12 protein-coding genes are annotated in these 16,135 nt (G+C 40.1%); 4 read left to right on the plus strand and 8 right to left on the minus strand.

The annotated features are described in order from the left end of the window. Positions 1 to 22: 22 nt before the first annotated feature. Positions 23 to 661, minus strand: coding sequence for an START domain-containing protein (locus SNE26_RS05040; protein WP_321558274.1), 639 nt, complete (start codon positions 659 to 661; stop codon positions 23 to 25). Between the two features lie 446 nt (positions 662 to 1,107). On the opposite strand from SNE26_RS05040, the gene SNE26_RS05045 reads away from it, so the two are divergent. Next, a complete protein-coding gene (locus tag SNE26_RS05045; RefSeq protein ID WP_321558275.1) occupies positions 1,108 to 2,280 on the plus strand; it encodes a CehA/McbA family metallohydrolase in 1,173 nt (390 codons plus the stop codon). Positions 2,281 to 2,597: 317 nt separating this feature from the next. On the opposite strand, the gene SNE26_RS05050 is transcribed toward SNE26_RS05045, so the two are convergent. The 4 genes from SNE26_RS05050 to SNE26_RS05065 all read right to left on the minus strand — a co-directional run bounded on the left by SNE26_RS05050 (position 2,598) and on the right by SNE26_RS05065 (position 9,385). Next, complete coding sequence (locus SNE26_RS05050; RefSeq protein ID WP_321558276.1) at positions 2,598 to 3,488, minus strand: BT_3987 domain-containing protein; 891 nt, start codon at positions 3,486 to 3,488, stop codon at positions 2,598 to 2,600. A 23-nt stretch (positions 3,489 to 3,511) separates the two neighbouring features. Then, positions 3,512 to 4,948 carry a SusD/RagB family nutrient-binding outer membrane lipoprotein gene (locus SNE26_RS05055; protein ID WP_321558277.1) on the minus strand — a complete coding sequence of 479 codons (1,437 nt, stop codon included), beginning with the start codon at positions 4,946 to 4,948 and terminating at the stop codon, positions 3,512 to 3,514. A gap of 29 nt (positions 4,949 to 4,977) precedes the next feature. Next, positions 4,978 to 8,217 carry a SusC/RagA family TonB-linked outer membrane protein gene (locus tag SNE26_RS05060; protein ID WP_321558278.1) on the minus strand — a complete coding sequence of 1,080 codons (3,240 nt, stop codon included), beginning with the start codon at positions 8,215 to 8,217 and terminating at the stop codon, positions 4,978 to 4,980. A 715-nt stretch (positions 8,218 to 8,932) separates the two neighbouring features. Continuing rightward, on the minus strand, positions 8,933 to 9,385 hold the full coding sequence (locus SNE26_RS05065) for a hypothetical protein (protein ID WP_321558279.1): 453 nt from the start codon (positions 9,383 to 9,385) through the stop codon (positions 8,933 to 8,935). Positions 9,386 to 9,603: 218 nt separating this feature from the next. Here SNE26_RS05065 and SNE26_RS05070 point away from each other — a divergent pair, with 218 nt between their 5' ends. Then, a complete protein-coding gene (locus tag SNE26_RS05070; protein ID WP_321558280.1) occupies positions 9,604 to 10,233 on the plus strand; it encodes a response regulator transcription factor in 630 nt (209 codons plus the stop codon). Here SNE26_RS05070 and SNE26_RS05075 read toward each other — a convergent pair. Next, positions 10,228 to 12,000: a sensor histidine kinase gene (locus tag SNE26_RS05075; protein ID WP_321558281.1), complete on the minus strand. Its 1,773-nt coding sequence runs from the start codon at positions 11,998 to 12,000 to the stop codon at positions 10,228 to 10,230. The two genes, SNE26_RS05070 and SNE26_RS05075, sit on opposite strands and share 6 nt — an antisense overlap. Before the next feature lie 722 nt (positions 12,001 to 12,722). On the opposite strand from SNE26_RS05075, the gene SNE26_RS05080 reads away from it, so the two are divergent. Beyond that, positions 12,723 to 13,427 carry a hypothetical protein gene (locus SNE26_RS05080; protein ID WP_321558282.1) on the plus strand — a complete coding sequence of 235 codons (705 nt, stop codon included), beginning with the start codon at positions 12,723 to 12,725 and terminating at the stop codon, positions 13,425 to 13,427. 49 nt (positions 13,428 to 13,476) lie between these two features. Next, positions 13,477 to 14,277 (plus strand): hypothetical protein, encoded by an 801-nt coding sequence (locus SNE26_RS05085; RefSeq protein WP_321558283.1) that lies wholly within the window; start codon positions 13,477 to 13,479, stop codon positions 14,275 to 14,277. A 70-nt stretch (positions 14,278 to 14,347) separates the two neighbouring features. Here the strand turns inward: SNE26_RS05085 and SNE26_RS05090 are convergent, their stop codons facing one another. After that, entirely contained in the window at positions 14,348 to 15,442 is a 1,095-nt protein-coding gene (locus SNE26_RS05090) for a hypothetical protein (RefSeq protein WP_321558284.1), read from the minus strand. A gap of 175 nt (positions 15,443 to 15,617) precedes the next feature. Beyond that, positions 15,618 to 16,106, minus strand: coding sequence for an Lrp/AsnC family transcriptional regulator (locus SNE26_RS05095; RefSeq protein WP_321558285.1), 489 nt, complete (start codon positions 16,104 to 16,106; stop codon positions 15,618 to 15,620). Between the last annotated feature and the right edge of the window lie 29 nt (positions 16,107 to 16,135).

Raw genomic sequence — 16,135 nt, forward strand, 5'->3', positions numbered from 1 at the left:
TCGAAAATCAATCAAATGAAAATTAAAGCGGGCTTTCCAGTAGTGTTTTTAATTTATGGAATGAATTATACGGACCAACGGGCAATGTGCCGTTTACCAACCAAACAGGAATGCTTCCGCCTGGATCTACGCTAAAAGTATAATCTATTTTTAATATACTTTCGTTTTTTACAGTTACGTTCCACAATGCAAAGGAGTAGGGCACCCTTACATATTTTTTATCCCTTGGTAAGTAATCCGGAAGGCTCTTAACCTGAATCTGAAACTGTTCATGTTTTTCAGCCGGGAGCACACTTAATTCAACAATCAAGTCGCGGTCTTTCAATGGCCATGGTAAATTGGATACAGAATGATAAATAAACTGATCGGGGTTTAAAACTTTCAGCATGTTGTTCTCTTTTGTGCTATAAACCCAGTCGTTATAATGATCGATATCTTTTAGCGCCGCAATTAATTTTGTTTTGGTTGTATTAAATTCACAAACTACGCGTATCTCTTTTAGGTTACCTGTCAAAGGGGTTCTGGAATAAACCTTAATGCCATTTTCGTTGCGTCTTAATTCCCATTTCCCCTGGGCATGAAGCCATGCCGGCAAAAAAAACATGAAACAGCTAAAGAGCCATAGCCCATTTGTAATATTCTTCATGTGCCCACTCTTCATAGCTTTTTGTTTTTTAGATCAAAGTACATACCGACGCAGGTTATTGCTTATGCCGTAAATCTAATCGTCTCTGTTAACTACAATTGGTATTGCAAATCGTTTCGTTTAAATATAAAAGCAGAGGGTTTGAAAATAAGAAGCTCTGTCTGCGAATCGCCGAATTGTATCGATCAATAAAACAAGCGGATTTTTAAGTACCTGTTTTGAGCCGCACAGGTTGAAACAGTGCTACATTCGGTTTAAACAATGTGTTCTGATTGGTATTTACTACTCTTCATGTAATCTCTACTGTCACATTTTTATATCATTTGTTCCTGTTAACGGTCAGCTAACATGAGTAGGCTAAGTTGGCTGCCGAAAGTATTACACAATAAAAAGATCGACAAAAATTACTTATGGTACTAAAAACTAACAGGAGAATTGGGCTGTTAATTAAAACCGGTTTAATGGTTATAGTTGCGGGCTGTATCAGCGGTTCGGCAATGGGGCAATCGGCCCATATAAATCCCTGGGCTCCCAAACCGCCGGGCACACTGCCGCCGCCGGCCAGTCTCAGTCAGGGTGTCTGGCTTAAAGGCGAGCTGCACATGCACTCCAGGCATAGCAAGGAATCGTCAAATAATTCAATAAGCAAGATCATCACTTTTTGCAAGTTGGTAGGGATCGACTTCCTGGCCATTACCGATCATGATAACCATGTGGAAGGCGACGTAGCTCACAACACCTGGGCTGATCCGGAATTTAAGTCGGATTCGGTATTGCTGCTTTACGCTGCCGAATGGACAACTACCCGCGGCCATGGCAACGCCTTTTCGGCCAGGCCTTATGATCATCAACAGTTATATGACGTGCGCGATCAGCGCGATACTGTGGTAGGGCGCATAAAAAATAAGCTGGGCATTCACCTGTCAGCTAATCATCCCAGCGGTAAAGATCATTTTGGGTATTCATATGATATGGTTAATTCTATCGAGGTATGGAATTCGGCTATCTGGTCAAAAAATGCCAATGCTATTATGATCTGGGACGATATGTTGTCATCGGGCCGAAAGCTAACCGGCAGGGGAGGGAGCGATGCTCATCATGGTGTGCCTGCAGGAGATGAAAAACCAGGTCCTAACACCTATCAAGCCAAAGCTAATTATGCCGGAACGCCTACTACCTGGGTATTTGCAACTGCACGCACCAAGCAAGCTGTTATTGATGCCTTAACCAACGGACGGGTATCCATAAGTTCAAACCCATACGCTCCCCGTGTTGAGTTTTATGCCGATTTAAATGGCGACGATAAAATGGATCTGATGATGGGAGATAATGTGAAGGCAACCGGCAAGCCGGTTAAATTTAAGGTTCAGTTAACCGGAAACAGTATAAAGGATACCACTTATACTATCAATGTGGTCAAAAACGGAAACCCGTTTGGTATTTTTAAAATGGAGGGCAAAACGCCTGAGTTTGAATTTACCGATACGCCGGCAATGGCCGGTCGTACTTATTACCGGGTTACGGTTGAAGGGCCATCTACACCTTACCCGCAGGTGCCGCAATCGGCAGCACTGAGCGGGAATATGGTAGGATTGTCAAACCCGATTTGTTTTAATTTTGATCCGAATTTCTGACAACCGTGTATAATAGGGAAAACCGTACACGAGCTTACTGTGTACGGTTTCTTGTTGTAACTATTAACTAAAAGAACGAAGCTGCAGTGTTAATTATGTAGTTGGTTGGTGTAGGTTCTGAATTGGCATATTACACCTTAAAGGAAATACAAAATACAACGCATTGTGATCCCGGGGGCGCTAACATGGCATCATTAAACGGGCCAGGTTTACTGGCTTAGCAGATGCTGCAAGAGCTACCTGTGTCTGAAAAACAATAATTGGTTTCTCTGATAAATCAAGGAGAGATTAATGCGCTCTCCTTGATTATTAACTAATTATATGTGTTTAATGGTTTCTTCAACAACACGATCGCCCGTACCTGCCTCATACCTGTAGTTTAGTATAAAGCTTTTAGTTGCAGGGTCGTAGGTGCTTTTCTTACCGACAACAGGCAATAACGGTTGGGTTGCGCTAACATTACCAGAAACAGTTACTTCGTTTGTAGCTTCATTCACGGTCAGGGTCATTGATCCGCCGATATCTCCAATTTCAGTGGTAACTGAAGTAGCGCCTGCTGTGGTAAGGGTTTTATCCCTGTCGATAGCGCGGTCGCCATTTACAGGGTGGTGGAAAGTACCTGTTGAGTGGTATTCACCGTCATACTTGTTTTTGATAGCAAAAAAGGTAAATAAAGTGTCTTTGCTGGCGTCATGTATGTTTAAACCCGCAGCATCAGTAATTTTATACGCAAGCGCATATTTTTTGGTAAGATCAAATTTTGCACCATTTAGTTTAATGGTAAAGTAATTCTGAAAATCTCCGGGTGGAAATTTGGCAGTAAGATTTCCCGAACCATCGGCAGTAACTTTAGCGCTGCTTATTGTATAAAGGCTTGTTGGTAAAAGCTCATACTCGGTATCGTTATTTTCATTGTATTTGTCAATAGCGGCAGGAAGCGCTTTTAAGATGATCGTTTGATCTTTTTGCAGATCAGCCGAGCTTTTAGCATCGCGTTTGATGGAAAAAACGTCAACGGTTTTAATATCCGTAAACGGATCGAAGAAATGTGCTTGTTCAAGTCCGTCGGGAAACCCAATAAATGACTTACCATTATCCATTGCCTGCCCACCCACTTTGTCGGCGGCGGTTTCTTTCCGGCAGCCAGAAACGGCAACTGCAGTTACTATACCGGCAAGAAACAAATATTTTAATATGTTCTTTTTCATGTTGTGTGCTGATTTTTAATTAATTACTTAACATCCCACCATACGCGCGCATCCTGGGTGTCTCCACCATCTAAATTGGCTACAGCAGCAGCCACATTTTTGCCGTTGGTATTGTACTCTGAAGGGGCATATGTAAATCTTCTTACAATCTGTTTAGATGAATTTGTAGCATCCGGAGCAGGGGTAAGCACAGGGAATCCGCTTTTTCTCCAGATATCCCAGGCCAAATGCCCGTCAGGATAACTTGCCACCCAACGTTGAGTTGAAATTAATTTGATATCCGGCGTGCCTAAGCCTTGAGCAAAAGTTTTACCAGCAGCAGAAGTTAGTCCCCACTGAACAAATGACTCGCCTATACCATTTTGAAAATCTTTGGCTACTGTTTCATCGGCAGTTGGAGTAATCCAGCCAAGGTTTACAGCTTCGGCCCTTGCCAGCCATACTTCGGCAGCGGTAATCAGCGTTACAGATCCGTTTTCAAGCCTGAAATCGCCGCGTAATACACGTGCCCATTTCGGATTGGCGTCGGTAAACGCGGTGACCGATAAACGCACTAAACCGTAAGGGACACCAATACTTGATGTATTAAGGTTGCCTGCCTGCTCACTTTCGCCACCAAAAGCTGCCTGGCGTGGGTCGCTGGTGCTTGCGGTATAATCAGTAAGGGTTTTTGATTCAGCAAAATCCTTACGGCCGTTATACAGGTTCCACCATGGACTTTTGTAAACGCCGCCCGGGTATTTAACTGTAAAGTTTTGGTCGGTGCTGGTTATAACACCTCCACCGGCAACAGCAATAGCTTCTTTAGCTGCTGCAGAGGCGGCAGAAGCTTCGGTAGTTTTTGACATTTGAACAGCTATCAGCAATTTAAGTGAATTGGCCATTCTTTTCCATGAAGCAACATCACCGCTGTAAATAATGTCTCCGCTTATAGGCGATGAATCGAACGAATTTATTGCTGTTGTTAGCGTACTTAGCATGCCTTTGTAAATGTCCTGCTGCTTATCATATTTAGGCAGGATGTTGGCGGCGCCTTTTAAAGCCTCGCTATACGGAACATCACCCCATGAATCCGTTACAATCCAAAATATGTACTGCTGCAATATTTTTGCAACGTTAACCATGTTTTTATTCGGAGCCAGGTTAATTATGATTTGCAGGTTGTTTAGGTTACCTGCATAGTTGCCTGTAAATGAGTTTTGAGGTAAGTTGTATAATGAAGTTCCCGAATACTGGGTTTCAGTAAAAAACTGGGCATACTGCCCACCGCTGATGGCTTCAGTACCTGTAGAAGCGTACCCGCTTAAGCCGGCTTCAACGTTTGATAACAGGGCCGAAGGTATTGGTGTTATCGTCGAGCCAGGATTGGTATTCACATCGCCAAAATCCTTAACCTTGTTGCAACCCGCACCCGAAAAAATAAGTGCGCCTGCTAATGTATATAAATATATTTTTTTCATTTTTCTTGATTCTAATAGTCCTTATTCACTTAGAAAGTTACTTTTAAGTTGAAACCGATACCCCGTGTACCCGGGTATTGCGCAGTTTCACCTTCTGATGCACTAATTTCTGACGGATCGAAATCTTTTGATTTAGCGTAGATTAACAAAAGGTTACGGGCGGTTAATTCAAAACGCGCCGATTGCAACGCCCTGCCTAAGCCCCATTTTTGTATTGGAAGCGTATACCCAAATGCTACCTCACGAAGTTTAATGAATGTTAAATCATAGATATAAGGATCGTAAGTTTTGTTGTTGGTTAAGCCCTGGTAGTATGATTTGGCATCAACATAATAAGTAACAGGGTTGTTTTTATCATCAACGCCGGTAACTTTAACACCACCGCCATCGGCAACAGGATCACGTACCGACATGCCTTTATCGTTAAGCGCGGCAGTGTTGGCAGTTAAACCGCTATACTGGCCCCAACGGTTTGATAACGAAACAAATTTACCACCAAACTGATAATCAATGTTAACGTTTAAGTTAAACGATTTGAAGAAAGTGAACGAGTTTTGTAAACCACCGGTATATTTTGGTAATACGCTGCCAAAATAAACGTTAGGATCATTGATATAGGCACCTGATGAAGTAAGGATTGGCACACCAGCAGCATTACGTTTAATACCGTTACCATAAATTTGGCCCCACCATTTACCTTTTTGGTTAATAAGGTATGGCATATCTGTACCCCAAACACCTGCAACCTGCACGCGGTCAACACCATATTTGTTGCTGATCTCTACAACTGTATTATCAAGCAATTGTGCAAAGTTGGCGTTTACAGTCCAGTTAAAGTTTGGCAGGGCAACCGGTATACCGCCTGCAGTAATTTCAAGACCTCTTTTTTTAATTAAACCAATGTTGGTAAGGATTGATGATACACCGCTGGCTCCGTTTACAGCTAAAGATAGCGGGATATCTTTATCGTCAGATTTCCAGTAGGTTCCTTTAAATGTTAACCTGTCGTTGAAAAAGCCTAAGTCTAAACCAATTTCCTGAGATGTTGTTGTTGTACCGTGAAGGGCAGGGTCAACAAATTGAGTTGGTCCGCCTTGCAGCAAATTGCCGTTCCATTTGTTGGCAGCAATGCCATATACGGTGTTGTTACGGTAAGCACCAAAAGTTTCGGTTGTTGTACCTAAAGCCAATGGCACCTGGCCCCACGAAGCCCTTAATTTACCAAAGCTTAGCCAATCTCTAAATTCAGGCATCAATTCGCTGAATATGAATGAACCACCGAATGATTTAGATAATACCGAGTTAGCCCCGTTTAAGTTTGATATAGTTGAATACCAGTCGTTACGTAAAGTCGCGTCGATATAACCGATGGCTTTGTAACCGATGTGGGCTGACCCGTGTACCGAACGGTATTGTTCCTGCGTACGGCCGTTACCAACCGCGATAGGGTCAACGGAGTTTGACAAGCTGTAAAGATCAGGTACACTTAAACCATTTTGTGTACTTGCCGAGTTATCTTTATAACTCCAGTTATAAATGTCGGTACCTGCATTTGCTGAAACGTGAAAATCTTTGATCTGCTTTTCATAATTAAGCTGGGTTTCATAGTTTTCACGGTTCGAATAAGTGTTTGATGTGGCGTAAGTAGCTTTTTTACCGGTTTGGGTACCGCTGGCCTGAATCTCAGACGAAATTTTGTTTTCGTTCCAGGTGTTGCTTTGATTACGACGGTAAGTTACTTTGAAGGTCAGATCTTTGTTGATCTTATACATAACATAGATGTTTCCGAATAAACGGTCACGAGTATTTATGTTTTGCCACTGTTTTTGCCATAAATACGGATTGTACCAGTAGTTACCACCATAAAACTGATCCGGGTGCTCGGGATCATATGAATTTGGGTTTTGATGATTCCAGCTTACGTATGTGCCATCGGGCGATTTAAGGTCTTGCAGCTCTTTCATGATACCCATGTCAAGGTCGCGGTGGAACCATGAATTAAATGATCCGCTTGATGCGCTTGCATAGGCATCATCAATCTGGCCATGTAGCTGAGTGCCCGAAAAGTTGATATTTGCACCTACGCTGAAGTGTTTGTTAAGATCAAAGTTACCTGCTAACGCGAAGTTGTTTTTGTTTAACCAGGTTTCAGGCACAATACCGGTTGTGTGTTGGTTATTGTACGACATCCTGAAGTTATAGTCATCAGATGCTTTGGTAAACGCTACTGTGTTATTTAAAGAAACGCCTGTTTTAAAGAAATCTTTAGCGTTATCCGGCTGCGGGGTCCATTTTGCAGTTTTGAATGAATATTTGGTCCCCGGGGCCCATGCATACCACGGAATATATTCCTGGCCAACCATTTTGGGTCCCCAGCTGCTATCGTCGGTATAATCCGGATAGTATTTGCCATCTAAAGCTTTCCAGCCTTCCGGATCACCATCTTTGTAATGATACTGGATGAAATCGGCCGAAGCACCGCCACCATAACTGTTTTGGTAATTAGGGAGGATGTAAGCTTTATCAAAATTGGCGCCTAAGTTAAACTCAACGCCTACACCTTTTGATTTCTTGCCTTTTTTGGTAGTAATTACGATAGCACCGTAAGCACCTTGTGAACCAAATTGCGCAGAAGCAGCCGGGCCGTTTAAAACGCTGATATCATCAATATCGTCATTGCTTAAATCATCGGCGTTGGGCAAAATAGTGCCGTCAACTACATATAAGGGGTTGTTACCGCTGCCGAAACCTGTAGCACCGCGCAGCCTGATGTTGGTGTTACGGCCTAAAGCTGCTGCCGACTGGCTTCGTACCTGAACACCGGCAACTTTACCTGCAAGTGCATTATTAACGTTAGGCTGACGGACAGTGTTCAACTGTTCGGATTTTACAACCTGGGCAGCATAAGATGCCGAACGCGAAGATTGTTTTGCACCGTAAGCACCGGTAATTACCACCTCGGATAATTTGTTAGCACTGCTTGTTAGTTTAACATCTAACGGAGCCGAACCTATTTCGGCTGTTTGAGATGTAAAACCAATAAAGCTAAAGCTTAGCGATTTTGCAGAAGCAGGAACAGATAAGGAAAATTTACCATCTGCATTTGTTTGCGTACCTAAGGTGGTACCTACAACTCTTACGGACACGCCTGGCAGCGGTAGTCCATCGTCTTTTGAAGTTACCCGGCCGGTAACCGTTTTGTTTTGTGCATGTACCACACTAATAAATAGCATGAACAAACACCAGCTTGCGAGTAGGAGTTTTTTCATTGTTAAAAAATCAGTTTTAGTTAATACCCAAAACTACGATTTTTGTAATAAAATGAAAAAAAAGTTGAAAAAAGTTTAATCTTTTTTATATATATTAAAATATTTATAAAAAAAATGATAAAACGTTAATGCAAAAGATGTAAAATGGGATTTTTTTTAAATTCTTCATATGAAATTCATATAAATTTTATATGAATTTTAATTTTTAAGGTAGCTGTGTAGATGTCTATGTAAAAATAACGGGAAATATTACTTTATAAACCCCATATTAATGAAATACTCAGGTAATAAATCTAAAAAATGTGTCTTTTCTAAAATTTAAAAACTAAGTATAGGTTTAAGAAGAATGTTGGGTTTTGCTTTTTTAAAAATAATAATATTTTTTGTAAAAAGAAAGTGACGAATGGATGAATATTAAAAATCTATTGGTGAAAGCTTTTACTTATAATATTCGAATTGTTTTTGATATAATGTAATTAATTGATTATTAGATTTTTGTGAACTTTGTATATTGTGTGTATTTATTATTTTTATCAGGTTTTGTTTTTAAATAAAATGTTTTAAGAGGAATTTAATAGACAAGCTGTGGTAGTAAGGTATTTTGATTGACCAAGAATTAATCAAAATTTTTGTGGTTTAATAAAAATGAGGCGTTTTTCGGCCGGTACTTAACACTTCAGCTTAACTACTTCAGTAATTTGCAAGGTAGTAATATCTACCGCCATGAAGTTGTCATTTGCCGAGTTTGCAGTACTTTAAAGGTTTGTTGATGACAGCTGCAGGCAGGGGCAAAGAAGCTTAAATTGCATTGTGAACAAAAAATGTTTGCATAGCGGACACCTTTTTCAGCGTTTGGATGAATAGTGGCCTTTGGTTTTGTTTGTATAGCTGTTGTTTTATTTGAATTTGAAGGGTTGACGAATCTTCCTGTTAGTAATGAAGCTAATACTTCTGTTTGAGCTTCAGGTTCATTGATAAGTAATTGAGGTGATATCTTCGAAACAAAATGGGGAGCTTTGCTATATTTACGTAACCGGTCATCTCTTCGGTCCGGAAGCTTGTTTTGAGGCCTTGGTAAAACAACGCCAGCCTCATAAGATTTGTCCTGTAGTAATGCGATTATACAAATCAGCATTATTATAAACGTGCTAATAAAGTATTGCATCACTTTCTTCTGTTAATAGATTTTGATATATATTGAAAGCAGTAACCAGGGAAGGCCGGCTCGTATAAATAGGATGTGCAAAGATTTCTCATTTTATTTCTGTTTGTTTTGGTAAACAATTTTATCAACAGATGTCAACGTGTACAATACAAAGCAGTTGGTATTTTTTGAAATGAGGATAAAGTATAGATTTACTGTGAATTTACAACATAAATAGCACCGTGGAAAAACTATCAATTATAATAGCAGATGATCATACTTTATTTATCAACGGGTTGTGTATGTTATTGCAGGGCGAAACGGATATTGAGGTATTAAATGTTGCTGCTAATGGTAAGGAAATACTGCATTTGTTACACAGCTATAGCCCCGACCTTGTGTTGCTTGATATCAATATGCCTGGTATTAATGGTTTTGAAGTGCTTAAGCGAATAACGGATTATTATCCTAAAATTAAAGTGATCATGCTTTCTACCTATAATGAAGAGCACCTGATTGAGAAAGCAAAAGCCGAAGGCGCCAATGGCTACTTGTTTAAGAATGCAGAGAAGGCCGAATTGTTGCAGGTAATGCGTTCTGTAGCTCAAGGACAACTTTGTTTTCCCTGCAAGCAGCCCGTTGTTAATTCCCAGCTTAATGAACCGGATCCTTTTTTAAAGCAATTTCAGCTTACTAAAAGAGAAATTGAGCTTTTACAATTTATAAAACAGAATTACACCAACCAGCAGATGGCCGATCATCTTCACCTGAGTATTTATACCGTTGAAACGCATCGTAAAAATATTATGCAAAAGCTTAACCTGAAAAACCCGGTTGAGCTTACCCGGTTTATAATGCAATATAATTTATAAAGGCTTATTGGTAAGTGGAATATAAATAGAAACAAGGGTGCCCCTGTTAGGCTGCGAATCAAATTCAACCTTGCCTTTTAAAAAATTTATCCGCGATCGCAGATTGTTTAGGCCCATTCCCTTAAAAATCTCAGGATTGGTTGTGTCAAAACCTATGCCATTGTCTTCAATAGTGAGGCTGATGCTTTCATTACTTCTCATAAGGGAAATGTCAACCCTGTCGGCATGAGCGTGCTTCATTACATTGTTTACGCTTTCCTGTAATACCCGGTACAAAATGATCTCAGTAGTATCATCAAACGGCGAATCAAACCCCTCGCTGAAAAAATTTATTGCAATATTATTGTTTTTGATATTCTCAATAAATTGTTTAATTACCTGTGCCAGTCCTGTTTTATGAAGTGCCCAGGGCATCATATTGTGTGATATTGTTCTTACTTCTTTAAATCCATAGTCAACAAGGTTAATTGCTTTTTCAAAACGGGTTCTTTGCTCTTCATTTATAAAAGGTAGTTCACTGCCTATAACTGACAGGTTTATTTTGGCTGCCGATATTATTTGACTTACACTATCATGTAAATCCTGGGCAATTCTTCGTCTTTCACTTTCTTCGGCGGCAATTATAGCCTGCATGGCCATGTTGCGCTGCTTTAGCTTGTTTTGTTTATAATAAAAAAAGCCGGTAAATAGCATTAAAAGTATAAAAAGACAGATACCTGCCATCCAGTAATTGCGCTTTGTTATTTCAAATTGTTGCTGCAGTACCTGGTCTTCACGCTGTTTTATCTCGTATTTTGCTTGTAGCTCATCAATAGTGCTGTTGCCCGAGGTTTTAATTGCGGCATGCTTTTTTAAATAAACCAGCGATTGCTTATAATCACCCATCTGCTCATACAAATCAGCCATTTCATTCGTGGCGCTTCTTTGCATATCTGCATAATTTATTTGGGTAGCAAACTGGAGGCAGTTTTTTAAAGCATCGAGAGATTGCGTATATAGCCGTTTGTTTTTATACAGTACACCAAGGTTAAAATAGTTAATTGAAAGTGCAAGGGTATCATTTAATGATTTTTTGATATCGATGGTTTTTAAAATTTCCTGTGCCGATTCGTTTGGTTTGATATTTCCCATAACGTCTCCCATAAATTTATGGCTGTATGCTTCAGAAGTATTTTCATTTGTTTGCCGGGCAATGTTTAAAGAGTCTTTTATATCAAATGCCTGCCTGGAATAATTTAAAGCCTCCCGGTAATTGTCTTTTGCTTCGTATAACGCTCCGGCCAGGTTTAAGGCCTCTATCAACGCTATACGATCACCGGTTTTGGGGGCATATGAAATGGCCAGCATACAAAATTCAAGCGCTTTTTCATAGTTTTTTAATTTTAAATACGCTTTCGCTAACCTGTTGTAGTCATCGGTTAAAATATACTGCTGATTTGTTTTACTGAGCATAACCGCAGCAATATTATAATGATACGATGCAGAGTCATATTCGTTGGTTTGGAAATAGGCTTCTCCTAAAGTTCTCGATAGTAAAGTAACAGCTTTTTTATTGTTCAGCTTATATGCAAGGTTCAAGCCTTCTTTTGCAATAATGATAATTTTAGACGGATTTTGTTCGGGCGGATAGCTGGCAATCTGGGTTGCAGCGGTTAAGCGTTTTTGTGCCGGTGATTTGCTGAAAATAACTGTTTTTAAACTATCAATATTTTGAGCGGAACAAGGAATCACAGCCAAAATAAGCAGAAGAAATGAAATGTATTTCATACCCGGTTTTTTGGTCCCGGTTAAAGATAGTAATTTGATGTTTATCAGCAAAAGCCGTCGGTTTTGGGATTATTACCGGTTGGTGTATTTTTAAAATCAGGAGATGAGCATTATTAAAGCTGATAATATAGCTAACATAAAAAACACTATTTGCCGTTGCCTGGCGCTGATAATACTGGGTATCATGCCTGTTCCCTGCAATTTGTGGAGTTTAAATTTATACATAGCTGATAACCCCATAAAAGTTAGGGAAATAAAGCCCACGAGGTAATTTAAATTGCTTTCCATGATCTTTTAATTTAGGTGGAACACGATGAATTAATATGTCTTAAAACCAGTTTGGCCCTGTTATATATATCACCGGTTGCTTTTGATAGTACAATTTTATGGAGCTGCCGAAATACACACAATACAAAGCAGTTGGTATTTTGGAGTGCCATGATAAAGCTTAGTTTTACAAATGAAATATTACAGTAGCTATATCATGTAGATTCACTATTATAGTGTTATGCAGATGGGATATGTTGGAAAGCCGTATACCGCAAATTGATAAAAAGGATTAACTTTATTAACGATTTCGTATATGTAAATTGTGGACTATACCTAAGAGGATTATTGCTCAACTGGCTATCAATAAAAATTAAGTTAATAAGATATCATCAATAAAACCGGGTGATTGTATTAAATGCAATCGCTTTCGGCAAAAAGATAATTAAGTGGAAATGTCATACATCGTCCAAAAAAAGAAGAGAAACCGGCAACTCGGCAGATTAATACCATGCTTTATTTGGTTATTAGCTGTTTGGGGGGGCTTAGATCATGCTGTTGCTCAAAACCGCAATAATCAATCAGACTGGAACGTACCACCACCATTAACACCTGGTACAATCACCAAAGGTAATACCCGGGGCAATAGTTCGGCGGGTAAGCCGATTGTGCTTACGCTTACTGATATCCCGGTGGTTGCACAGCCGTTTGTTTCATCAACTCAAATGCCTGTACTGGCTGCAATTGGCTCAACCCCACCGGTGGTCGATGCGCCTGGCCAACCTGAGATTAATGGTGCCACTGCCGGATTACCTGAAATTCCATCACCCGAAGCACCAGAAACTCCTCAGCTGCCAAAGCAAACAATGCAGGATCTTCAGTTTTCATCTGTTATCGACCTCCCTTTGCCTGAATCTCCGGAATTGCCCCCGTCGCCTGTTGAGCCAACTGTATCAGGCCAGGTAAATATTATAAAAGGCCCAATTCCGGTAATGCCCGATATAACAGGTACAGTGCCGCTTTTACAACCTTCCGGAAATCTTATACCGTGGTCTATTCCGGAAATTCCCGAAAGCGAGAGTTTTAAAATGACATCGCCGGCAGGAACAAAGGATGATAAGTTAAAAGGCAAACCTCAATCAAACAGGAAAAAACAGTAGCTGCGACATAATGTCAAATTATCAGAGGCATTATAACAAGAACACCAAAATGAAAAGTACCCCAATTGAGTTAAAATATATATTAGTTATAATATTAGCTTTTGCAAGCGGTATTACCTTCGCCCAGGGCAGATTTAAACAGGGAGATGAATTTCAGAGGCAGGTAGTGACAAAATCAAATTGTGTTTTACAGCGCGGCAGCCAAACTTTACGTGTTGGCTCGGTTTCAATAGTTATTAAAACCTACAAGGTAACAGATGCTTCTGAAAAGGGGGCTTCTTTTGCTATTACTACTGATAAGCTTATTGATACTATAAATGCAATGAACCAAAACCTGGTATATAACTCAGGTAAGCCTGCCGATCCAAATTCTGTTATCCAGGTAGGTTTGCAGAAAATGTTGAATAATCAATCAATAGTTTCAATAAATAACAAAGGCGAGGTACTGAATTTAAAACGCCCGGTTGTTATCAATGATACACTTTTATCCTTTGCCGGCATCCAGCCAGAGCATTTATCGCCGGGCACTACGCTGCAGTTAATGGTTGATTTTCCGGTTAGCCTCACGCTTAAAAAGGGTTATTCATGGAAAGTTACTACTTCATCGGCCGAAACCAACTACACGGTTTATGCTATAAGCGGCCAAACTACTATTATTACCTATAAAACATCGGTTTTAGGTGGTAGTTTAAATAGCCGGATAAACGGATCGATACTTATAGACAACAATACCGGGGTTGTTTTAAAAAGATATTCACAAAGTGTTTCTACAGGATATGAAATGGTAAATGGAATAGTTTACACTGCTACCCGCCGTACTGCTGTTACCGAGATATGTAATAAAAAATAGGAGGACTTCCAGGGTTATATATCTTGTCGTTTATTAAAGATAACATTACCTGCCTTTATAATCTTAATGCTTAGTTGTTTTTTAACCCGATCCGGTGGTTGCCATAATCGGTTAGGTATTCGTTGCTGATGAAAAAATCGAGACTAAAAATGGTACGGTAATCGCCCGTGTTATTGGGGTTTTGAACTTCCGTTAGGTTTCCGGTACTCGATGTTGTGTAAGTATAAACAAAGCCTTTGTTGGTAGTTATAGTTACGGTTGAATTTGCCGGGAGACTGCCTACTGAACTGGTTGCCAGCCTGTCTTCGATAACAGTGGTTGATGGTGTTCCGGTATCAAACAAAATCTGTCCGGAAATGGTGTTGCCATTGTAAGTAATAGTTGCAGGGATATTAGGTGAATATCCGCCGTTGTTTGAATAAGTAAGCGGGTGCATAATAAATCCAGACGATGAAAGATCACTGTTGCTTAAACCGATAGTTAACAGATTGCTTACGTAAGTTCCGCTGGTAGAAAACAAACTCTTGTTTAATGTGGCCAGTTTAAATCCGCTTGTAAGGCTGGTGCCGGTGCTAAAAGACCTTAATGGGCTTTGAATTAAACTGGTTACATAGCTTGTACCGGGGCCAACACCAAAAACATCGCTTGCATGGGCCGATAATTGCGCGCCGGTTTCATCAACTATTTTGTAGTATAAAAAAAATGGCACTCTTTTCAACGCAAGGTTGCCCTGGCTGTCGCCAATGGTAATATTGGCGTAGGCTAAATTACCATATTCTTTAGTAGAGCTTAGCTGATCGCCAAAGCTTATTGTACCCTTGGTATTAGTAACCGTGATACCGTTCACAACCACCGAATCTCCGGTAAACTGGATCCCCGATGATGTGATCATTGATGCCGGCAGGATCCCTGCGGCATCAAGCGTCATTCCCGATGAGCCTGTATCAAACACCGTGTAATAGGTTACTGCTTTTGTACCTACCAGCGTAATGGGTAAAAAAATCCGTTTGTTTACCCCACTGGCGTATTCATATAAACCAAGCGTAACGGGGGTTATTTGTGTTTGGGGCGCTACCGTTTTATCTTTTTTACAGGAAAAAAAGGCGGCCGTTATTAATAAACAACCAATAATTTTGGAAGTAAAAAGTAAATGTTTTGCAGTCATATATGTCTGTTATAAACCCGGGTGGTAATAATTACGATAAAAGAGCCATTTTATTTTGGCCTTAAAAATAGGATAACAATTTGATATGCAGGGTTAATGAGTCGATAAAACAGGGTGTTGAACCGATTAATTATCCCGACATATAAACGTATTGAGAATACTGCTATTGTATAAATTAAAGTAAATGATTGGTTTCTTTGATAATATCCATCACAAAAGTGCTTTTTGAATGGCCAATCCCTTTTACCTCGCTTAGTTTATTTACAAAAAAGGAATGGTAACTGTCCATGCTTTCGGATACAATTTTGAGCATAAAATCAAAATCGCCCGATATGTTATAGCATTCTATCACTTCGTTAAATTCAAGTACAGCGTTAATAAAATCGGCTCCTGCTTTGCGGCTGTGCTCGCGCAGGGTTACCATACAAATAACCATGATGCGTTTGTTCAGCATCCGTTTATCTAAAATGGCAGTATAGCTTTTAATAACCGCTGCTTTTTCGAGGCGCTTAATGCGTTCATGCGTGGGCGTGGGGCTAAGGTTGATCTTTACAGCAATTTCCCGCACGGTAAGCTTGGCATTCCGTTCAACCAGCCGTAATATTTCGCAATCTTTTTCATCAAGCTGGATGCCTGTTTTTTCTTGTTCTGTTTGAAGGGCCATAATAGGATGCTGATGGGATGTTTGTTCTT

It is taken from the genome of Mucilaginibacter sp. cycad4 (genome assembly GCF_034263275.1).
Classification (GTDB): domain Bacteria; phylum Bacteroidota; class Bacteroidia; order Sphingobacteriales; family Sphingobacteriaceae; genus Mucilaginibacter.